The sequence below is a fragment of the Ohtaekwangia sp. genome, from assembly GCF_036568665.1.
Lineage (GTDB): Bacteria > Bacteroidota > Bacteroidia > Cytophagales > Cyclobacteriaceae > Ohtaekwangia.
In genome coordinates, this window is sequence record NZ_DATCSD010000418.1 from 1 (window position 1) to 20,028 (window position 20,028).

Consider the following 20,028-nt stretch of genomic DNA (forward strand, 5'->3'; position numbering starts at 1 on the left):
TAACATGGATACAATTAAGCTTTCTTACAAATTTGATGACACTTATGGAAAAAGCTTTGTCTTTATTTATAGGCAAAATACTTGGTATTTAGAAAATGTAGAATATTTTCTTGGCGAGTTGCCAATGTATTGGTGGAAGGAAGATGATTTTTTCTATCCATTAAATGATAAGTTAAAAGTTATCGAATCGCGTAAGCCACTAAAGCGTGTAAGTATTTCTGAGTTCGATTTAAAAGAGGCGTTTAAATATCGTGAAGACGAGCGAAGTCATCTAGCTGAATGGCACGTTGATCCTTTAGATAAGAGCAAATGGAAGTCTATTGATGATGCTATTTTTCAATCTTGCCAAGGAATGGATTTACCCGAAGATTGGGTTTATTAATAAACGAACAGATACATAGTTGAGGCGCATATTAATCATGAAGTTCGAAAAGTTACTAAGTGCATTTATGTTGCCAATTCAAGCGTGCTGTAGTCAAGCGGATAAGAATGAAATCCAATGCGATAGAAGGACGATTCATGAATCGTTGAATCAGAAACTTCCAAAGGGAATCTGTATCCCAGCGAATGGCTTTTATCCGCAACCTTCCTTACTTTTTTATTTTGACCGCCATGCTATCGTTGTGTTTTGTGAGTTTATTCTTAAACCTGATTGGATCCATTAAAGAAAATATACTATTGTCGTTCATCTGTTATTTTTTTATCCCCATGCTGGTTACATTCAATTGGTTAAAAGAGTTTCGTGAAAACTGGCCGCAACATCAGGAGGATTTCAAAATGTATCTGATCATCAGTATCTGTTATTTACTGATTCAAGGGTACTATTTCTCGAGGTTCAGAAAGGCCATAGCTGAATTGATCTAAAAGCACAGACAATAGTCAGTCTTCTATCCTTGTTAGAACAAGCTTACCGGTATATACTTCATCTTTTATACTCATCCTATATTTCATTCGTCTGGCACAGCAACGTGTATGGTAGCAACACCTCTGCGTTAGTCTAAAAACCAGGTATGCTATTATTTTTCTTGGCTTATTCGGTAACAACAATCAAAATATACTCCGATGGCCAAAATACAATTGCTGATAAATGAAAAGCGCTACACTCCTGAAGTAGACCCGGATATGCCGCTGCTATGGGTGCTGCGCGATATCGTTGGTCTTACAGGCACCAAGTATGGATGCGGTATAGCACAATGTGGAGCATGCACCGTGCACCTCGATGGTAAAGCTGTTCGCTCTTGTTCTATACCTGTATCAACTATAGGAGAGCGTAAAATCACCACCATTGAAGGTCTGTCGCGCAAGGGCGATCATCCTTTGCAACTCGCATGGGTCGAAGAAGATGTGCCACAGTGCGGCTATTGTCAGGCAGGGCAGATCATGCAGGCAGCTGCTTTTCTGAAACAGAATGCTCATCCATCGGATGAAGAAATTACAAAGGCTATGACAGGCAACCTTTGTCGCTGCGGCACTTATCAGCGAATTCACCAGGCAATCAAACGTGCAGCTACTACTACCACTACGCAACCTCCACGCTAATGAACAGACGAGATTTTATACGAGCATCGGCACTCGCGGGCGGTGGTCTTATGCTCGCCTTTCAGGCAACAGCACAGTTGGATAATACAGCAGCATCTGAAGAAATGCTCGGAGACTTTATCCGTATTACTCCCAACGGAGATATACTCTTCCAGTTTGTAAAACATGAAATGGGACAAGGTGTATCTACTGCCATGGCACAAATTATAGCCGAAGAACTAGGTGCTGACTGGCAACGGGTAAAGATTGATTTTCCGTTAGCGAATATGGCGCGCTATCAGAACGATCGCAATGGCGGCCACGATACTGGCGGAAGCTGCACCATTATTTACCAATGGGATCTGCTGCGTAAAGCCGGAGCTACTGCCAGGCAAATGTTAGTAACAGCAGCTGCGCGCCAATGGAAAACAACCGAAGCGAATTGTATTGCTGAAAATAATTTCGTTACATGGAAAGGTACTTCGCGTAAGCTCTCGTATGGAGAACTAGCTACTGCTGCCGCCAATATACCTGTGCCCATAGACATACCGTTGAAAGAGAGCTGCAGCTACCAGATTATTGGCAAGCCTAAAAATGCCAAGCTCGTTCCGGATATAGTTACCGGTACTATACAGTATGGTCTTGATGTACAGTTACCCGGTATGTTGATCGCATTGATTGCGCGATGCCCTGTATTTAAAGGTAAATTAAAAAGCTATGATGCGACCCAAGCATTGAAGGTGCCTGGTGTAAAAAAAGTTTTTACTACACAACCTATAGCAGGGCTGCAGACTGACGCTCCCTATATGCCGCACGATATACGCGAAGGTGTGGTCGTAGTAGCCGATACCTTTTGGGCTGCACGCAAAGGAAAAGAAGCATTGGAAATAGAATGGGACGAAGGCCCCAACGCAAAGTATAGCACCGAAGACTTTGAACATCTGGCAGAGAGACGTGCCATGCATCGCACCGATCCCACCGGATATATAGGGGATGAAAACGCAGTATCCAATCTCACTCATGTGCGCAAAACGTTGCGTGCCTCCTATATATACCCGCACCAGTTACATGCGTGTATGGAACCACTCAACTGCACCGTGCATATGCAGCCCGATGGTTGTGAAGTATGGATGGGCTCGCAGGCACCCAACCTGATTGTGAGTGAACTGAAACGCATCTATCATTTTCCCGAAGAGAAAATCAAAGTACACCTGTTTCCTTCAGGCGGTGGCTTTGGCAGAAGATACTATCCGGATATGGCGGTGGAAGCAGCGTTCATTTCGAAAGAAGCCGGTAACGTTCCGGTAAAAATGATCTGGACACGCGAAGATGATCACCAGGCAAATCTGGCTCACCTGTTTCAGTATATGGAATACCAGGTGGCGTTGGATAAAGACAGCAACCTGTACGCCTGGTATGAAAAAGAAATTCGCACCTATACCTGGGCTGCTAAATATGCAGACCCGCAGCTTCCTTCCATGGCATACGATATACCGAATATACGTTTTGATTTTGAAGACATGATCGCAGACGAGTTGGTGCATTCTTCCGCATGGCGCGGTGTAGTATCGCACGGACGCTGCTATAGCGAATGCTTCCTCGATGAGATTGCTGCTGAGTTGAAAAAAGATCCGTACGAGTTCAGAGTATCTTTACTCAGGCATGGTCGCGATATATATACCGGAGATCAATACCCTGTATCGGCAAAACGGTTGCTGGGTGTACTTACACTTGCTGCTGAAAAAGCCGGCTGGGGTAAACCATTGGAAGCAGGGCGCGGCAGAGGTATAGCAATATGTCCGTACGGTAATAGTTATTGTGCAGCGATCGCTGAGGTTACTGTGCGCGATCAGAAACTTACCATCGATCGTATAACGCTTGCTGCCGACTGTGGTAACGTAATAAACCCTTCGGGTGCTGCCAATCAACTGGCCGGTGGTGTTGTGTGGAGCCTCACGGCATTGCTCTATGGTGGATTGCCGATACGCAACGGCCGGGCTATCTATACCAACTTCCACCAGAATAAATTATTACGTATGAATGAATGTCCGAAGATAGATGTACACTTTGTAGATAGCGATGATGAAAAGCCGTGGGGCGTTGGTGAAATATCCACTCCCCTGGGAGTACCATCCGTATTGAATGCTATTTATGCGGCTACCCGCAAACGTATTCGTAAAATTCCGCTGGCCGCAAATGCATTTCAGGTATAGCAGAGAAATATAGTATAGATCAGAATCTGCTCAGCGTTTCGCGCGAAACACCCAGGTAAGAAGCGATCAACGCCTTGGGTACACGCTGAAACAGGGCGGGATACTGCCTGAGAAGCTGGGTATACCGCGACTGTGCATCATTATTGAGGAACGACAGGATGCGTTGCTGTAATGCTATATAACCATACGCAGATTTTATCCGGAAGAAATGTTCCATCTTATGAAACGCCTGACACAGTTCATTCTTCCGCTCAAATGTTATACACAGTAGTTCTGTATCTTCAATGCAATCTATATTTAGTGTTGCCGGGTTTCGGTTAATCTGTGCCTGGTAATCGGTAATCCACCAATCTTCCATCGCAAACTGTATAATATGATCTTTGCCTTCGGCATTTATATAAAACGCTTTCAGTAATCCTTTTAGTACAAAGTACTCCTGCTCAACAGCATTTCCCTCTTGAACAACAAACTGGTGCTTCCGGAATTTTTTGAAAGTAAAATAGGTCTGTATCTGCTCATATTCTTCATTCGTAAGCGGAACGATCTTCTCAATGTGCTGCCGTAAAATTGTATACATGCCGGTAATGTGATCTATATCACACAAAAATAGTGATCCACATCCTTATTCGCAGAACCACCCGATCGCCAATTTTACAGAAAAATCTATATGAAGATCAGTCGATACATTGTGCTCGCATTATTAACTCTGTTGGCTATACAGGGAACAGCGCAAACCAAAACACATTCAACCAAACATGCCATGAAAACCAAAAAAGTTCTTTTTGTTGTTACGTCCACCGCTGCTATACCGGCATCCGGAACGAAAACCGGTTTATGGATCGAAGAATTTACTTCACCTTATTATTTCCTTTCCGATAAAGGAGTAGAAATAACCATCGCCTCTCCAGCCGGGGGAAAAACTCCGATTGATCCTAAAAGTACACAACCGGAATATAGTACGCCTTCTGTAAAGCGATTTTTCACGGATGCAGCGGCACAACAAAAATTAGATCATGCACTTACCTTAGACGCTGTCAATGCTACTGACTATGATGCTATATTTTATCCCGGGGGCCATGGACCGATGTGGGATCTGCCGGATAACAAATTATCCATTCAGCTTATTCAAACATTCTATGCACAAGGTAAACCTGTAGCATTAGTATGTCATGCACCCGCAGCGTTAAAAAATGTTGTTGATAAAAATGGCGAACCTCTCGTTAAAGGAAAAAAAGTAACAGGCTACTCTAACAGCGAAGAGGTAGCCGGACAAAGTACCGATGCCGTACCCTTTATGTTGGAGGATATGCTGAAAGAAAAAGGCGGCCTGTATAGTAAAGCAAATGACTGGCAACCACTGGCAATAACGGATGGTCTGTTGATCACCGGACAAAACCCCGCCTCTGCAGAACCTGTTGCCCAGGAAATTTTGAAACAACTTTCTCATGAAAGAAAAAAATAACGCAATCTATATAACTATATATCTCAAAGCCGGGCCACAACCTGGTTTTGTTTTTTATAGCAGTGTTATATTATAGTCTATTTTCCTTTGATCATCTTCTTGTGTTCTTTCCCCCAGCGAATCATTTCGAGAATAATAGCCCCAAAGGAACGACAGTACTCGGTAGATTCGTACTCTACCAGCACCGGAGATGTATCGTATACCGTACGTTTGATCAGCTTGTTCATCTCCATCTCTTTTAACTCCCGCGACAGCATGCGCGTTGTTATTCCCGGAATGCTGCGTTCGATTTCGCGGAAGCGTTTGTTACCATTGCAGATCGCGTTAATAATGGGAAGTTTCCACTTGCCTCCAATTACATAGATCGTATCCTGCAAGGCCCGAACTTCTTCTGACTGATTTCGCGGGTTAGAAAGTATATTCCGAATTTCCTTTGTACTGGTGTGCTTCATACGGCAAATGTCAATTGGTTACAAAATTATACCAGCATACACAGACGGCAATCCTTTTCCAGGAAATATTTCTTCAAAGACAACGTACTAGACAGATGTACATTTTTCTATACAGTAGATTCCACTTTTTGGAATTAATTCTACGTGAACATTCGATTCTGTCGGAAAAACGCATATCGTTCAAAGAGCATGGAATTTGCAGAGCCACCTACGCTTATGAAAATAGATCTCGACACAATAGCCAGCCATATCCGGGAACACGCCCGCGAACGGGAGTTACTGGCGGGGATGATACAAAATCTGGTTCGCGAAGAAAGTATATTTATATTTCCGGTCGGAAGAAAATCTCATCAGTTGTACTTTGATAAACTCAAGCCATTTCAATATTTGCAGCGCATACGGTTATTATACAACAACACCAGTAACTGATCTTTCTCACCCCATCGCATTGTATTTTCGCCATTACGAACAATGCAGTAAATTTAGCGGTGATGAATAACCCGAATTATTATAGAGAACGAATTACACTATTGCTGGTATTGATCTCTCATTTCTGCAATGCCCAGTCAGACGATTATCTCCAAAAAAGTAATGAAGCATTAGCCAACGGAAGATATACTGAAGCCATTGGCTACCTCGATAAATTACTGGAATCAAATGCTGATAATGAGCAGGCTTTGCTGTTACGCAGCCAGGCTAATTATGCATTAAAGAAATACGATCTGGTAATACAGGATTGCGAGAAGATTCTTCAGATTAATAACACCATTATAACCGATGATGACTTTACGGCTATCTGGAACCTGGGCGTAACCTATAACAGTATGCGGCAATTTGAAAAGGCACGCTCCTATTTTGACAAAGCCTTAAAGATGCAGCCCGAAAATATACGGCTATACGATAATATAGGCTATAGCTACGTGGAAGAGAAGAATTATACCATGGCATTGAAGCAATTTCAGAAAATGGTAAGCCTCAACAGTCGTTCTGACAAAGGCTTTTACGAAATAGGAAAAGTATATTACCTGAAGAAGGAATATAAAAAAGCGATCGAAGCCTTTAATAAAGCAATCGAACTGAATCCCTCTTATGGCATTGCTTACCAGAACCGCGGCTCTGCCAAACTGGAACTGAAAGACATGGAAGGCTGCTGCCGCGATTGGAAAAAAAGTGAGGCATTGGGTATCACGCAAATAAAACCCTATATCGCCAAGTATTGTAAATGATCTATACTAACACTTGCGTATAGTTTCATCGGAAAGATTCCAATGCCTGCTATATATACTTTAAATCTTTAATCTCTGCCGAGGCATTCCACGGGGTTTACGCGCGCGGCTCGCAGTACCTGTGCAGCTACAGTAAGCCAGGCTATGCATAGCGCCAAAAACGCAGCAACCATAAAGAACCACCATTGCAAACTGATTCGATACGCAAAATTGTGTAGCCACTGCGTTGTAAGATAGTAACTCAGAGGGCACGCAATCACAATCGCGACAACAACCATTTTTGTATAGTCGCTGGAAAGCATCGTTACTATACCAAACTGATTTGCGCCCAGTATTTTTCGTATACCGATTTCTTTTAGTCTGCGCTCGGCTGTAAAGGAAGCAAGTCCGAACAAACCGAGGCACGAGATAAATATAGCCATGCCAGCAAAAGCCACCGATAATGCCGATACTTTTTGTTCGGCTGCATAGAGTGATGCGTAATCATCATCAACGAACTGATAGTCGAACGGAACACCAGGGCTATGCGCATGAAAAAGTTTTTCGAGCCGTGCAATTGTTTCACTTTGCGATTTACCATCTACCCGCGCCATGATGCGATAGCCTCGCGGCTCAAGCTGCATCAGGCAGGGACCGAGTTGCTGATATAGCGATTCAAAATGGAAATCTTTTACTACACCTATAATCTCCCGTTCCTTCCCCCATAAACGAATTACTTTGCCTACAGGATCTTTAAGTCCCATACGCTTTATAGCCGTCTCGTTGAAAATGATTCTTGATTTATCATTCGCAAAATCACGCGAGAAGTTTCTTCCGGCTGCCAGCTTTATACCCATGGTCTCTATAAAATCATAGCCAACCTCCAGGTTGCTGAAGGATACATGGTCGTCTTCATCGCCATCTTTCCAGTCAACACCGCCCAAGCCGCCATGATCGCCTGTGAGATTGTGATAGTAATTGGAAGCACTCAGTATACCGGGTGTATTTTTTACTTCATTCAAAAATGACTCAGCCTGTTTTTGAAAGGTACCGCCTTCTTCAAAAAAAATTTTATCGTTATCGTCTGCTTTTATATCGAGCTCAAAGTGTAACAGGTGATCGCGCTCATAGCCAAGATTCTTCGACTGAACATACTGTATTTGTTTATATACCACCAGCACGGATACGATCAGCACCATAGAGGTCATGAATTGAAATACAACAAGTCCTTTGCGCACAAACAGGTCTGACAATGATGTTTTCAATTTCCCTTTCAGCACTTCCACCGGTTTTACTGCCGACAGATATAGTGCAGGATAACTACCGGCCAGTATAGTAGTAAACAGCACTATACCGCTCAGTGCCAATATACGTTCATAGGTAAAGGTGAGTGCAAGATGTTTACCGGTAACATCATTAAAGAATGGCAGGCAGAGCAACACCAGTAAAAGTGCAACCATCATACTGGCCAATGTTACCAGAAATGATTCTTCAAAGTATTGCAGCATGAGCAATGATCGCGTAGCTCCGCTTGTTTTCTTGACACCAATCTCTTTGAATCTCCTGGAAGCACGTGCTGTAGAGAGATTCATAAAATTGACACAGGCTATAATGAGAATAAAAATAGCAATGGTACCAAACATCTTTACATACTCTATACGTCCACCCACCGGGGCGCCATTCTCATACCGACCGTAGAGATAACGATCGGAAAAGCGTTGCAGAAATAATGTATTGCGCGAGGTCTTGTATTTAGATTTTATAAAGTCCCGGATCTTCTCATTTACTTTCATTACATCAGCTCCCTCGCGCAGCAATACATAAGTACACGGATCGCTGCTGCCCCACTCGCGCAGCCAGGGTTTGCCATCTAAAAATATCTCGTAGTTCAACAGTATATCAAATTGATCAGTGGCATTTACCGGTACATCCTGAAATATACCTGCAATCTGAAAATTACCCTGCGTTCCCTCCTGCTTCCACGAAATAATTTTACCCATAGCATCTTGTGTACTCTTAAACATTTTTACGGCAAGTTTCTCCGATATAGCGATAGCGTTTTTGTCGCGCAACGATGTATTCTTATCGCCATGAATAAAGTTACCGCTAAAGATGTTGAAGTAATCTTTACTGATAAACTGCCCTTTTGCTTTCAGGTATGTTTCGTTATAGGATATGAGTCCGTCATTCACATACCAGGAAGCCGGAACAACAGAAGTTGCGCGTTCTACTTCAGGGATCTCGGCAGCCAGCGCATCCGCTAATATACCGGCTGTGCCTGCACCGGTATGTATACCATTGTCTTCATGGTAATTTTGCATAACCTGGTATAGCCTGCTGTCTTTTTCATTATAGGTATTTACCTGCAGCTCGTCTGATACCCACAGGTATATAAGCATGGTGCAGGCGAGCCCTGCGGAAAGCCCTGCAAGGTTTATAAAGAATGAACTCTTATAGCGGAGAAAATTCCGGTACGTGATGAGTAAATTATGGATGAGCATGGTAAAAGAATATTTAGGGTATAGCGCGAACGATCGTATAAACTCCGGCCGGAAATGCTTCAGCACACCCCAGATGAATTTTCGTTTCGCTTTATGCTGTGATACTTTATAGTGTTTCTCATATATCTCTGTCAGATCACCTTCGATCTCTTCGAGATAATCTTCGCGGCAAAACCATCGCAGAAATTGCAGCGCACGTTTCGGTGGTGCTTCCGGCCTCATCAGGTAAAAGAGATTTTAGGTATTTGTTTATAGATAGAGATGCGCAAAGAGTATTGCTGATCGAGTACACGTTTACCCAATGCGGTGATCACATAAAATTTTTTTCTTCGCCCACCGCGATCTTCTGTTATACCCCCGAATCGCGACTTGACAAATCCTTTATCTTCCATTCGCTTCAGGGCTACATGCACCGCGCTAATGTTTAGTTTCTTCTCAAGTTTCTCTTCGAGATTTTCCAGAATGGCTACACCGTAAGCTTCGTCATGAAGTGCTGCTACCATGAGCAACACCAGTTCTTCGAACTCGCCAAGTGAATGATCTTTCATACGTCTATTTACTTAACAAAAGTAAAAATAATAATTATTTTCACATTTGCTAAGTAAATAGACATTTTTTTAAACCCTGCAGTACAAGCCCTGACAGATGGTATGGATTGGCAAAAAGAAGTATATATAGAAAACTCCAATTATGGTTGTCTAAAATAAATGCTGCTACCCGCGAGCAGCAGCATCTGTTTTTTCATTGAAATATAGTATACATTGGTGCGTCCGGTAATCCGGATCACTCCTATATTTACTTCGCGGCTTTGCTGCGCCACTCGGCAATGGCGTCTTGCATATCTTTTTTAAATATTGGATTCTGCCAATAGTATTGAATCATTTTATAGGCAATCTGTCGTGATGTTTCATTATCACTTGGAAAATGTATACCCATTATTTCACGCGACCGCCTGATCTCTTCGGCAAGTGCTATAAATTCCTTTTGTTTCTCGGGCACAACTTCGCTCCAGGTAAATGCCTGAAGGAAAGCCCAAAGTGTATGCCCACTGGCAAACGATGGAGAATTGATGCGAGTCAATGGCATCAACCGGGACTCCAAATGATATGGACGTGGCCTCAGCAATCTATACTTGATGGTAAACTCCATGATGCGCATATCCTGCATAATACCTTGCAACAACCTGGAAAGTTTTGGAAAGTTACCAGCCTGAATATTCTCTCCCATCAATTCTCTTCCTTCAAAAAACAGATCTTTCAAATTCTGTTCATAAGAAGGATGCGATGGAATCATGTTTACAGAAGGCCAATAACCTATATTACCTAAATATTCAACGCGCCTGATCTGCTCAGGAGTTCTTTTCTGTTGCAACTCCAGAAGATAATCCAGTTCTTTTCTAACCTGGTCAGAACTGTTTGCCGGAAACTTTACACTCTCACTCAATATTCTCACCTGCTCTTCTGACAGATAGTGTGGTTTAACCAGCAGATATACTATAGAGTTACCATATTCTGCCGGAGGATATTGTATGGTGTCCATCCAGGCACGTTGCACATCAGGTACTGCGCCCGTGGATTGTAAAAGCCGGTAATGATCACTTACCGGAGCTAAAGTAAATTTTGGCTGTGCATAGATAAGACTGGCGTCTGCCAGAAATACGAATAAAATGATATAGGTAATTTTCATGCATATAAATTTTCCTGTAGACGCATTTACCATAGAATAGACGCGACTAAAATCCTGCGGGTATAGTGCGTCTTTTCTTCGTATCGCCCGTCTTTAGCGCGAACAATGTTCAATGAATCAATTTTTCATCTTAAACATTATTACTATGGAAGACATGATCATATCCATCGATGGTGGTGGATGCTGCGGCTCAGGATGCTGCTAAACAAAAAGAGGCTACTTTGTAAGTAGCCTCTTCTTTTCTATAAAGTTTGGTCAGTAAATATACTATATATCCCCTGAACCAATTAACAGCAATGTGGCTCGCGATTCGTGCAAACAATTACATTTCCGTAAGCATCGGTTTTTATGATCAGGGCCTCGTTCAGTTTTTGCTTAAGTACTTGTCTTGCACGCTGAACGCGCGATTTCACACCGGAATACGAGATGCCCAGGCGCGCGGCCATTTCCACCTGCGAAAGATTTTCGAGCTCTGCCATTTGAAGTGCTTCCCTATATTTTGGAGGGAGCGTTGACAGTAATTTTTTCAAGGCGTTCTCTACACATTCGTTAAAGTTGGCAACGTCATCACTCCAGTTCAGATCAGACGTGTTAATAACTTTTGATTGTTTTCTGAAATGATCAACAATCGTATTGCGGGTGATCTGGTATATCCAGCCGGTTATTTTTTTACTCTCCTGCAACTGACCGATCTTGTTCTGCACTTTGATAAAAACATCGTGAACAATGTCTTCAGTCAGTGCTTTATCTTTTACGCGTTTATAAACGAATCCTTTCAAGTCGTTCTCGAAAAAGCGCCACGTTGTTGTTGATAATGCTTCCATACGTTTTTCAGTATACTTTTACGTAAGCTATGACGTACGGTGACTAAAAAAGACGCAGATTTTTTGATCATTATTCTTCCCTGCCTTATTCTTTACAAACTCAAGACATTCTATTTATCCACAGAAGTTATTGCAGGTTCAGAAGAATGCGTTCGTTCTCCGCAACAAGAACCGGTTTCCTGTTTTTCCACAACTCCTGAAAATATGAAGTAAAAAATTGTTGCTGCTTTAGAAAAAACAGATTTAAAGTCCACCACTCCTTATCGGCGTATATATGCTCAGTAAATGTTTCCAGCTCGCGTCTCAGCATGCTTATCCTGGCAAAGTAGTCGGCTTCAAACAAAAGATAATAATCCGCATCATGCAGTATATTTTCGATCTTACCTGCCGGAAGAGAGTCTATTTTCGTTGTGTTTATACAGGCTGCCACCTTTTGAATTTTTTCGGGCGGGCAATCCAATGATCTCAGAAATGCGGATGCTATCCGTATACTTTCATCCTCATGATTTTCGTGGGTAACAATATAGCCGGTGTCGTGAAACCAGGCGGCCATAACGGCTATCTCTGTTTCATCAGAAGTAAGCTGCTCATGTTCGCAGAGGTGTTTTACATTTCGTACTACTTCTTCTGTGTGAGATATAGTATGATAATAGAAATGTTTACTGAGTCGCTTTCCCAACAACTGGAGCACGTAATCCTCAACATTTTCCAACACAGACTGACTCATGGTTAGGTTAAAGCAACTTATTAATTCTGTATACTTTCTGAAGAAATGAACGATCTGAAAAGCAATATCCCAGAATAAATATATACCGCGAATCAGGTTATCAAAAGTAACAGGGTATATATACTCATTCTATATCTGTTGGGACCGACAGCTGTTGAGACGAATAGAGCGCTTATACAGTTTCTGGCAACGTTGGATCGACAAAAGTGAAAACATCGTTTAAACTTGGTTTCAATCGATTGAATAATCACCAACCACCCCCTATGAAGTATCAAATCGCCCCCTCTTGCACGGCTATGGGAGGCCTATTTTGCTGCATCATAAACTAAAACCAGAACGTATGAGAAAACCAAAATTACTTGTTGTAGCACTCCTGCTATTCACTTTGCCAAATGCCTGTGTAAATGAAGAAAGCATGGCTCCGGAAAAAAGTACCGCGACTATTTCTACCACCGATCAAAGTAATGCGAAGGTGGGAGCTGCCGGAATTTCAGGTATAAATTGGGCCGATGGCCGCGATAACTTTGTAGATGGCTGGGTTATTCCGTCTGGTTTAACCAGCAGCGAAACCTATAGCAGTGCTTCCGCTAAAGCCAGCGCTATTATTACAGGCTTTCAAAATAGAATATCCGGTATAAATACGGTGCGTCTGCCGATTAATCCTCCTTCTGTTGCAGAGAGCTGGTGGGGAAGTTATACCGGTGCCATTGATATGACGCTCAACAAGGGCATGAAAGTTATACTTGGCTGTTGGGAATCCGCCTCCTCGAAAGATGGAAAGATCGATAACACAACCGCCTTCTGGACTATGTGGACAACTGTAGTTAATAAATATGGAGGCAATAGCAATGTATACTTTGAAGTATTCAATGAACCCCACGGATATACTCTATCGCAACTGACTGCTATATATGCGGAGTTTCTTTCCAGGTTTCCGAATGTACCAAAAGGCAGAATTATACTTTCAGGTACAGGATATTCTGAAAATGTTACCGGTGTGGGAGCCGACAGCCGCTTTAGCAGTTGTTTATTAGCACTGCATAATTATGCCTATTGGGGATCTCATTCTACTGCAGGCTGGGAAAGTGATTGGAGAAGTCGCATAGGAAGTTATGGTAGCCGCACCGTTGTTACAGAATTTGGTGCTACCATGAACTCTGGCAAAGATTATCAGAACGGCTCTCAATCCGACAATGAGATTGCCTACATCGTAGCCTCCAGCAATGTATTTCGCAATGACCAGATCGCCAGTGTGTATTGGCCGGGGTTGCGCGACAATGATTCGTATAGTCTTCTGAAACGTGGGGGCAGTGGCACCAACATTACTATATCTACGGTAAACTCTTCCGGAGTATTCCGATTACGGTATGGATGGGGATTAAATTAAAAGCTCGATGATGATCTATATATTTACTTCATTATAGATCGATTAAGATAAAATCAAAGGCGTCTTCAGCAGGAAGACGCCTTACTATTTATACCCTTTTTCTTTCTATACGCTCTTCATAAGTACACTTTACTGCACTGCATGGTATATATGGAATAAAGGATTATGGTAAGAAGAATTAGGTGGCAACGGCAACTGCCGGATCGGCCATTCAATTTGTCCACTTCAGCTTAAATCACAGCACATCTCATCGAATATAGATACAGCTTTGGGTCATTATTCAACATCAAAGCAAAAACATTATGAACCCAAAGACAACAAAAACAATTTACTGGATCGGAGCAATATTAACTTCTCTATGGTTTGGTGCCAGCGGATTTTTTGAACTTACTACCAATCCTATTGTGTGGGGTATAACACAACAATTAGGATATCCTCCGCACTTTATCTATATACTGGGTGTGGCAAAAGTATCAGGAGTGATTGTTCTGTTGATTCCAGATAAATTTCTCCGATTAAAAGAGTGGGTGTTTGCCGGACTATTCTTCGACATCATCTTTGCCTTTGCTTCCAAGTTTGCTGTGCTTGGCCCTGCCGCTACTGCTGATGCCATCGTTGCTTTTGTAATGGTAACCGTAACGTATTTATCCTTCAGAAAAATATATGGATAACATTCAGTGCTATATCTGATTTTGACCGTTCACTAAAAATCAAAAGTGCCTGAGATAGCTCTCAGGCACTTTATTGTTTTGAAGAATATACTCTACCGATATATATACATAGAACAATATACTATAGCTTCCCAATATCAATGAGCCTCCGCATATTTCTTAAAGTTGTTCAAAATAGCCTGCCAGCCAGCCCGTTGCATCTCTTCTGAATTTTCACCTTCTGCATCAAAGGTTACCGTTACCTGTGTCTGATTGCCAACAGCTTCAAAATAAACTGTAGCCTGGCGACCGTCTGCCATGGCATACGTAAATTTTTTCTGATCGATTACTTCGCTATAAATAGCTTCGAAGTCAAATCCCCAACTACCATCTTTCGCCTCCATTCTTGCACTATATTTACCTCCTACCCGTAAATCATTTTCGGCACGGGGGCATTGCCAATCGTCTGATGCAAAATTCCACCGGGTGATATGGGCAGGATTAGTATAGTAGTCCCAAACTTTTTTTGTGTCGGCCGCTATCGTTGCCTGCACGGATATTTTTACTGTATTCATTTCGCTAAAGATTTATAGTTACGGAGATCATTTAATCATCGGGAGATACTTCGCCCTGTTTTCAAAAATTACCCATAGGTTTATAGCCAGTAATACTAATGCTATAGGTAAACCGGAAGGCTCTATCAGAATATGAGTTAAGAGTATCCCGACTACTATAGGGAAAATTACTATAGCTCCTAAAGCACGAGTTTTAGGAATGATAAAAAGTAAACCTCCAAGAACTTCAATGAAACCAACCAACGGCATAAGCCAACCAATTTCCATAAAAGCCTGCCCTACTTTAACCATCTTCTCCGGCAAGTTGTCAGGCACAGGCATATAGTTAAAAAATTTATTCAGTCCTGCGTTGATGAACATCAGTCCAAACAGCAGGCTTAGTACAAAAATGATTTTCTGTTTCATGGTAATTATTTATTCAGTGTTACAAGTAAATCATCCAGTCTCTCCAGTGTTGATGTCATTCCTTGCTGCATTCCCATTTGTATCACGGTTTCCAAATCAGCAAGCGACTGATACGTTACTATAGTTTGCACAAGAGAATTTTCAGCATAGTCTTCAAAAGTTACATGCCAGTGGGCACGGGGAAGTTCGGAATTAAGCGCACCACTCTCATCACTAAATGCATCGAGTGCAGTATAGTAGTCGATAGGTTGTATCTTGATATAGTCCAATCGTCCCCAATACTCTGCTCCCTCCGGTTCAACCATAGCATAGTGCCAATGTCCTCCTTCTCTAAAGTCCATTGATTTTGTTTTTGTAGTAAGCGGTTTCGGAGCAAACCACTTATCCAGCAATTCACGCTTGGTATAGGCATCCCAAACCAATTGGCGCTTGGCTATAAATTCACGTTTGATTGTAATGGTGTTCTTCGATTTGTCTACAAGAAAATCGAATCGTAAATCATTCTTCATTTTTTAGTATTTTGAATAGTTGCTAATAAGTCATCCAACTGATTAAACCGGCTTTCCCAAATCTTCCTGAATTGCTCAAGCCATTTATCGATCTCTTTCATTTTATCAATTTTTAGTTGATAGAAAATTTCACGCCCCTGCTGGCTAGACTCTATAAGTGCACACTCATTAAGTATTTGAATATGTTTGGATATAGTAGGTCTTGCAGTATCAAACTTGTCGGCAATCGCTCCGGCAGTCATGGTCTGCGCTGCCAGCAAAACGAGTATTGCTCTTCGCGTTGGGTCCGCTATTGCCTGAAAAGGATCTCTTCTGAGTTTCATTTTTAACCTGAATTATTATGAAGCCATTTGACTACAAATATACATGTAGCCATTTAACTACATAATATTTCACATTATTTTTTTAGAGATTTGATAAGAGGAGCTCTATCCAATAGTTTATAATTGGCTTTGGGGCAGGTATATAAATTGACATGGCAGAACAAATTTGTCCCGCTTGCAAGCACGAAGCGTTCAATTGGAGCTTCGATGAAGAATTGATTCCGCATACATACTGGGGATGTTGGCACTGTGGCTATTCTGCTAATGAAGACGAATCTCTTGAACGGATATGTAAAGATTGTGGAATGAAAACCGAGTCGAGATTAGAAGACCCGAAGAAAAAATACTGGTGGTGTTCTCAATGCAACAAAGTGACTTTGATTGAAGACTGACTAAAGTATACTCTTAGATGCAGCATCAAGAATTTGAACCTCCTGAAGAGTTACGGGATGCCATCAAGTGTTTTTGGTATAACCGAAGAGACTTGGGAGAAATACAATCAAGTTTTGAAGTAGTGCCGGATGGCTACGCAGAAATTATTTTTCATTTCGGAAGTCCTTGCAGCATTTCTCACAATGGAAGCCTGCAGTTGTTGCCCTCACCCTTTATGATGGGATTGCTCAATCAGCCTGTTCTTTTTCACACAGGAGGTCGTTTAGAAATCATTGGTATCCGATGCTTTCCCTGGACTGTATTTGATTTGCTGGGGCTGCCCTCGGGCAAGGAAGGAGTACACATATTTGAACATCCTATCGTTCAGTTACAACCCACATTGAATAAGTTGATTCATGCTGGCAAAATAGATGAAGCGTTAGCGCAGGTAAGAGTATATTTCCTTCATATACGATCGCAGATTGCTATAGATAGTCTGCTATTCAAAGCAGGCGTTGCTATGCAGAAAGCAAACGGTATGATACCCGTAAGCGAAGTAGCGGCAGCGGCACATGCTACTGTGCGTACATTAGAAAGGAGGTTCAAGCAATCTTCCGGCTATACTGTTAAAGACGTGTCTGCTCTGATGCGCTTTGAGCAAGTACGAAATCACTTATGGCTACATCCCGACTCCAACCTTGCCGGCCTGGCACATGAGATGGGCTATACGGATCAGTCTCACTTAAGCAAAGAATTTAAACGCTATAGCGGCACAACACCAGCGGCGTTCGCACGAAAAGCGAAGAAAAGGAAGCTGGCTGTAAGCAACGACTTTGTCGCGTTTATACAAGCCTGAGGCAGGAGCATTCCTGAATTTTGTGTTGTAATCATTCTATATGAAATCAACACTCAACAACAAGACAACACAAAATTATACTCTTCACGATGTAATCATTGCAGGCGCAGGACCTGTAGGTCTGTTCCTCGCCTGTGAATTAGCCCTGGCCAAATGCTCCGTGCTGATACTCGAGAAAGCGGAGAATCCACACTCGCCATTGAAACAAATTCCCTTCGGGATAAGAGGACTCTCAGCACTTTCTATCGAAGCTCTTCACCGCAGAGATCTGCTAAAAGAACTTGCGCTACATAAGCGCATGAAAAATCCTCATCAAAATGCAAAGCAAGGAACTCAACGACAAGTAGGACACTTTGCTGGCATCCCGTTGCATGACTGTAACATTGACTCTTCGCAGTGGAGGTATCGCTTGCCAAGTTCTACTGACACCAATTTAATTTCAGAAATACAGGAGCTTGAAATTATACTGACTCGCCATGCAGAAGCTTTGGGTGTAGAAATCAAGCGTGGTTTTGCTATCACGGATTTCCATCAAACTGAAGACGGTGTCATCGTTCGATCTGGCGATCAATCTTTTCAAAGTAAATGGCTTGTGGGGTGCGATGGAAGTCGTAGTATAGTTCGCAAGACAGGCGGTTTTGAATTTGCTGGTACAGAACCGGAATTTACTGGCTACTCTGCTCTGGTTGACATTGCCGATCCGGAGAAACTCAGTCCGGGCCGTAATGTTACACCAACAGGTATGTACTTACAATCGCAGCCAGGCTATGTAATAATACAGGATTTTGATGGCGGAGCATTTCATCATTCAGAGAAGCCCATCACGCTTGAACATGTGCAAGAGGTGCTCCGCAGAATCTCGAACACAGATGTTACTATTAACGCTTTGCATACCGGAACCACTTGGACTGATCGGGCACGACAGGCCACAACGTATCGCAACAGACGAGTACTTCTCGCTGGTGATGCCGCTCATATTCACGCTCCGCTGGGAGGACAAGGGCTTAACCTCGGGCTTGGTGATGCTATGAACCTGGGCTGGAAACTCGCTGCGACCATTCAAGGGAAAGCTCCGGAAGGTTTGTTGGATAGTTATTATACCGAACGATACCCAATCGGTGCACAGGTACTGGATTGGTCACGCGCCCAGGTTGCCATTATGAAACCAGAGCCACATGCCCGCGCGCTATATACAATCGTCCGCGACCTTATAAATACCCGCGATGGTGCCACCTATATTGCAGGACGCGTGTGGGGTATATATACACATTACAATCTCAATGATGGTCATCCTCTGGTAGGACACAGTGTACCTGATTTTGAATTTGAAGATGGCACAACCATCAGCAAGTTCATGCACGATGGTAAAGAAATCCTGCTTGACTTCGAGATGAATGCTTCACTAAAAAACTGGGCAAGTGAATATAGTGACTGCATCAAATATATAGCAGGCAATGCTAAAGACCGATTAGGTATAAGCGCGGTATTGATTCGCCCCGATGGGATTATCGCCTGGGCTTCTGACAACGACACGGATTACAACGACCTCCAAAAGGCTGCCGCTCGCTGGTTTGTTTGTAGCCCAGAGAGATCAAGCATTGAAAAAGCTTCAGATATATACGAAGAAAAGTAAAGCAACAAACCAAATGAGTAAATCTTAACCTGGGATGACTGCAGATATAGCCCTGCGCGTTCTGGCGATTTACATTGTTGATCAGCATCGAACCACTATCTTGTAGAAAAAATAATCTATGTCCATCACATCGCGGGCCGAGCTTTCGGGAATGCAACGAGTAGGAGAAGTTGTGGGAACAACACTTCGCAGAATGAGAGAGTATGCTGCACCGGGCATGTCGACAAAAGAGCTGGACGATTTTGGCGGGGCCATTCTTGAAAGCTACGGAGCTCGCTCGGCTCCGCATATCACGTATGGATTTCCAGGATATACCTGCATCAGTGTAAATCGTGAGGCAGCACATGGAATCCCTTCTTCAAAAAAGATTCTGGCCGAAGGAGACTTAATCAACATTGATGTATCAGCCGAACTGAACGGATACTTTGGTGATAATGGAGGATCATTCGTGCTCGGTAAAGATATACACCAGCATCAAAATCTTGTTGACACTTCACGTTCCATTTTAATGAAAGCCATCAGGAATATTAAAGGTGGTGTAAAGATTTCAGACATCGGTTTATTGATAGAGACAGAAGCTAAACGTGCAGGCTTCACTACAATCAGAAATCTTGTAGGACATGGCATCGGCAAATCATTGCATGAAGAACCTAAAGAAATTCCCAACTTCAACGATCGAACAAATCACAGCAGGTTCAGAAAAAATTCTGTTGTTGCGATTGAAACTTTC

The 20,028-nt window shown here is 42.6% G+C and carries 22 protein-coding genes; 11 read left to right on the top strand and 11 right to left on the bottom strand.

Annotated elements, in window-relative coordinates:
- The 3 genes from VIN08_RS24430 to VIN08_RS24440 all read left to right on the top strand — a co-directional run.
- The coding region (locus VIN08_RS24430) for a hypothetical protein (RefSeq protein ID WP_331971125.1) at positions 1–382 on the top strand (382 nt) is incomplete at its 5' end.
- Positions 383–1,062: 680 nt separating this feature from the next.
- Positions 1,063–1,539, top strand: a complete 477-nt coding sequence (locus tag VIN08_RS24435; protein WP_331971128.1) for a (2Fe-2S)-binding protein — start codon at positions 1,063–1,065, stop codon at positions 1,537–1,539.
- Positions 1,539–3,731, top strand: a complete 2,193-nt coding sequence (locus VIN08_RS24440; RefSeq protein ID WP_331971131.1) for a xanthine dehydrogenase family protein molybdopterin-binding subunit — start codon at positions 1,539–1,541, stop codon at positions 3,729–3,731. Before VIN08_RS24435 ends, VIN08_RS24440 begins: the two co-directional genes overlap by 1 nt.
- 19 nt (positions 3,732–3,750) lie before the next feature.
- On the opposite strand, the gene VIN08_RS24445 is transcribed toward VIN08_RS24440, so the two are convergent.
- Positions 3,751–4,308, bottom strand: a complete 558-nt coding sequence (locus VIN08_RS24445; protein ID WP_331971134.1) for a Crp/Fnr family transcriptional regulator — start codon at positions 4,306–4,308, stop codon at positions 3,751–3,753.
- Between the two features lie 183 nt (positions 4,309–4,491).
- Here VIN08_RS24445 and VIN08_RS24450 point away from each other — a divergent pair, with 183 nt between their 5' ends.
- Positions 4,492–5,193 (top strand): type 1 glutamine amidotransferase domain-containing protein, encoded by a 702-nt coding sequence (locus VIN08_RS24450; protein ID WP_349257897.1) that lies wholly within the window; start codon positions 4,492–4,494, stop codon positions 5,191–5,193.
- 77 nt (positions 5,194–5,270) lie between these two features.
- On the opposite strand, the gene VIN08_RS24455 is transcribed toward VIN08_RS24450, so the two are convergent.
- Positions 5,271–5,645, bottom strand: a complete 375-nt coding sequence (locus VIN08_RS24455; RefSeq protein ID WP_331971139.1) for a helix-turn-helix domain-containing protein — start codon at positions 5,643–5,645, stop codon at positions 5,271–5,273.
- Between the two features lie 216 nt (positions 5,646–5,861).
- Here VIN08_RS24455 and VIN08_RS24460 point away from each other — a divergent pair, with 216 nt between their 5' ends.
- A complete protein-coding gene (locus VIN08_RS24460) occupies positions 5,862–6,074 on the top strand; it encodes a hypothetical protein (protein ID WP_331971142.1) in 213 nt (70 codons plus the stop codon).
- 62 nt (positions 6,075–6,136) lie between these two features.
- On the top strand, positions 6,137–6,871 hold the full coding sequence (locus VIN08_RS24465; RefSeq protein ID WP_331971145.1) for a tetratricopeptide repeat protein: 735 nt from the start codon (positions 6,137–6,139) through the stop codon (positions 6,869–6,871).
- A 68-nt stretch (positions 6,872–6,939) separates the two neighbouring features.
- Here the strand turns inward: VIN08_RS24465 and VIN08_RS24470 are convergent, their stop codons facing one another.
- The 5 genes from VIN08_RS24470 to VIN08_RS24490 all read right to left on the bottom strand — a co-directional run bounded on the left by VIN08_RS24470 (position 6,940) and on the right by VIN08_RS24490 (position 12,588).
- Positions 6,940–9,573 (bottom strand): ABC transporter permease, encoded by a 2,634-nt coding sequence (locus VIN08_RS24470; RefSeq protein ID WP_331971148.1) that lies wholly within the window; start codon positions 9,571–9,573, stop codon positions 6,940–6,942.
- Positions 9,573–9,899, bottom strand: a complete 327-nt coding sequence (locus VIN08_RS24475) for a PadR family transcriptional regulator (RefSeq protein WP_331971151.1) — start codon at positions 9,897–9,899, stop codon at positions 9,573–9,575. Before VIN08_RS24475 ends, VIN08_RS24470 begins: the two co-directional genes overlap by 1 nt.
- Before the next feature lie 247 nt (positions 9,900–10,146).
- A complete protein-coding gene (locus VIN08_RS24480) occupies positions 10,147–11,037 on the bottom strand; it encodes a phosphatase PAP2 family protein (protein ID WP_331971154.1) in 891 nt (296 codons plus the stop codon).
- 287 nt (positions 11,038–11,324) lie between these two features.
- Positions 11,325–11,861, bottom strand: coding sequence for a sigma-70 family RNA polymerase sigma factor (locus VIN08_RS24485; RefSeq protein WP_331971157.1), 537 nt, complete (start codon positions 11,859–11,861; stop codon positions 11,325–11,327).
- Positions 11,862–11,988: 127 nt separating this feature from the next.
- The gene (locus tag VIN08_RS24490; protein WP_331971160.1) at positions 11,989–12,588 is read right to left on the bottom strand and encodes an HD domain-containing protein; all 600 of its coding nucleotides are present in this window, start codon (positions 12,586–12,588) and stop codon (positions 11,989–11,991) included.
- A gap of 340 nt (positions 12,589–12,928) precedes the next feature.
- Between VIN08_RS24490 and VIN08_RS24495 the strand changes: the two genes are divergently transcribed.
- Together VIN08_RS24495 and VIN08_RS24500 are read left to right on the top strand one after the other, a co-directional pair.
- Entirely contained in the window at positions 12,929–13,975 is a 1,047-nt protein-coding gene (locus tag VIN08_RS24495) for a cellulase family glycosylhydrolase (RefSeq protein ID WP_331971163.1), read from the top strand.
- A 302-nt stretch (positions 13,976–14,277) separates the two neighbouring features.
- Entirely contained in the window at positions 14,278–14,646 is a 369-nt protein-coding gene (locus VIN08_RS24500; protein ID WP_331971166.1) for a DoxX family protein, read from the top strand.
- A 137-nt stretch (positions 14,647–14,783) separates the two neighbouring features.
- On the opposite strand, the gene VIN08_RS24505 is transcribed toward VIN08_RS24500, so the two are convergent.
- The 4 genes from VIN08_RS24505 to VIN08_RS24520 are packed head-to-tail and all read right to left on the bottom strand — an operon-like array spanning position 14,784 to position 16,437.
- Complete coding sequence (locus tag VIN08_RS24505; RefSeq protein WP_331971169.1) at positions 14,784–15,200, bottom strand: SRPBCC family protein; 417 nt, start codon at positions 15,198–15,200, stop codon at positions 14,784–14,786.
- Positions 15,201–15,227: 27 nt separating this feature from the next.
- Entirely contained in the window at positions 15,228–15,605 is a 378-nt protein-coding gene (locus VIN08_RS24510) for a DoxX family protein (protein WP_331971173.1), read from the bottom strand.
- A gap of 5 nt (positions 15,606–15,610) precedes the next feature.
- Positions 15,611–16,114, bottom strand: a complete 504-nt coding sequence (locus tag VIN08_RS24515; RefSeq protein WP_331971175.1) for an SRPBCC domain-containing protein — start codon at positions 16,112–16,114, stop codon at positions 15,611–15,613.
- The gene (locus VIN08_RS24520; protein ID WP_331971177.1) at positions 16,111–16,437 is read right to left on the bottom strand and encodes a metalloregulator ArsR/SmtB family transcription factor; all 327 of its coding nucleotides are present in this window, start codon (positions 16,435–16,437) and stop codon (positions 16,111–16,113) included. Before VIN08_RS24520 ends, VIN08_RS24515 begins: the two co-directional genes overlap by 4 nt.
- A 409-nt stretch (positions 16,438–16,846) precedes the next feature.
- Here VIN08_RS24520 and VIN08_RS24525 point away from each other — a divergent pair, with 409 nt between their 5' ends.
- The 3 genes from VIN08_RS24525 to map all read left to right on the top strand — a co-directional run.
- Positions 16,847–17,665 carry a helix-turn-helix domain-containing protein gene (locus VIN08_RS24525; RefSeq protein ID WP_331971179.1) on the top strand — a complete coding sequence of 273 codons (819 nt, stop codon included), beginning with the start codon at positions 16,847–16,849 and terminating at the stop codon, positions 17,663–17,665.
- 40 nt (positions 17,666–17,705) lie between these two features.
- Positions 17,706–19,298, top strand: coding sequence for an FAD-dependent monooxygenase (locus tag VIN08_RS24530; RefSeq protein WP_331971182.1), 1,593 nt, complete (start codon positions 17,706–17,708; stop codon positions 19,296–19,298).
- Positions 19,299–19,416: 118 nt separating this feature from the next.
- A partial coding sequence (map, locus tag VIN08_RS24535; RefSeq protein ID WP_331971184.1) for a type I methionyl aminopeptidase occupies positions 19,417–20,028 on the top strand: 612 nt, incomplete at its 3' end.

Bases quoted from the DNA above. Each gene is read 5' to 3' on its own strand.
- VIN08_RS24440 (WP_331971131.1), top strand. From the start codon at position 1,539: ATGAACAGACGAGATTTTATACGAGCATCGGCACTCGCGGGCGGTGGT.
- VIN08_RS24465 (WP_331971145.1), top strand. From the start codon at position 6,137: ATGAATAACCCGAATTATTATAGAGAACGAATTACACTATTGCTGGTA.
- VIN08_RS24450 (WP_349257897.1), top strand. From the start codon at position 4,492: ATGAAAACCAAAAAAGTTCTTTTTGTTGTTACGTCCACCGCTGCTATA.
- VIN08_RS24445 (WP_331971134.1), bottom strand. From the start codon at position 4,308: ATGTATACAATTTTACGGCAGCACATTGAGAAGATCGTTCCGCTTACG.
- VIN08_RS24455 (WP_331971139.1), bottom strand. From the start codon at position 5,645: ATGAAGCACACCAGTACAAAGGAAATTCGGAATATACTTTCTAACCCG.
- VIN08_RS24505 (WP_331971169.1), bottom strand. From the start codon at position 15,200: ATGAATACAGTAAAAATATCCGTGCAGGCAACGATAGCGGCCGACACA.
- VIN08_RS24490 (WP_331971160.1), bottom strand. From the start codon at position 12,588: ATGAGTCAGTCTGTGTTGGAAAATGTTGAGGATTACGTGCTCCAGTTG.
- VIN08_RS24435 (WP_331971128.1), top strand. From the start codon at position 1,063: ATGGCCAAAATACAATTGCTGATAAATGAAAAGCGCTACACTCCTGAA.
- VIN08_RS24520 (WP_331971177.1), bottom strand. From the start codon at position 16,437: ATGAAACTCAGAAGAGATCCTTTTCAGGCAATAGCGGACCCAACGCGA.
- VIN08_RS24530 (WP_331971182.1), top strand. From the start codon at position 17,706: ATGAAATCAACACTCAACAACAAGACAACACAAAATTATACTCTTCAC.
- VIN08_RS24510 (WP_331971173.1), bottom strand. From the start codon at position 15,605: ATGAAACAGAAAATCATTTTTGTACTAAGCCTGCTGTTTGGACTGATG.
- VIN08_RS24525 (WP_331971179.1), top strand. From the start codon at position 16,847: ATGCAGCATCAAGAATTTGAACCTCCTGAAGAGTTACGGGATGCCATC.
- VIN08_RS24475 (WP_331971151.1), bottom strand. From the start codon at position 9,899: ATGAAAGATCATTCACTTGGCGAGTTCGAAGAACTGGTGTTGCTCATG.
- VIN08_RS24515 (WP_331971175.1), bottom strand. From the start codon at position 16,114: ATGAAGAATGATTTACGATTCGATTTTCTTGTAGACAAATCGAAGAAC.
- VIN08_RS24500 (WP_331971166.1), top strand. From the start codon at position 14,278: ATGAACCCAAAGACAACAAAAACAATTTACTGGATCGGAGCAATATTA.
- VIN08_RS24495 (WP_331971163.1), top strand. From the start codon at position 12,929: ATGAGAAAACCAAAATTACTTGTTGTAGCACTCCTGCTATTCACTTTG.
- VIN08_RS24480 (WP_331971154.1), bottom strand. From the start codon at position 11,037: ATGAAAATTACCTATATCATTTTATTCGTATTTCTGGCAGACGCCAGT.
- VIN08_RS24460 (WP_331971142.1), top strand. From the start codon at position 5,862: ATGAAAATAGATCTCGACACAATAGCCAGCCATATCCGGGAACACGCC.
- VIN08_RS24470 (WP_331971148.1), bottom strand. From the start codon at position 9,573: ATGAGGCCGGAAGCACCACCGAAACGTGCGCTGCAATTTCTGCGATGG.
- VIN08_RS24485 (WP_331971157.1), bottom strand. From the start codon at position 11,861: ATGGAAGCATTATCAACAACAACGTGGCGCTTTTTCGAGAACGACTTG.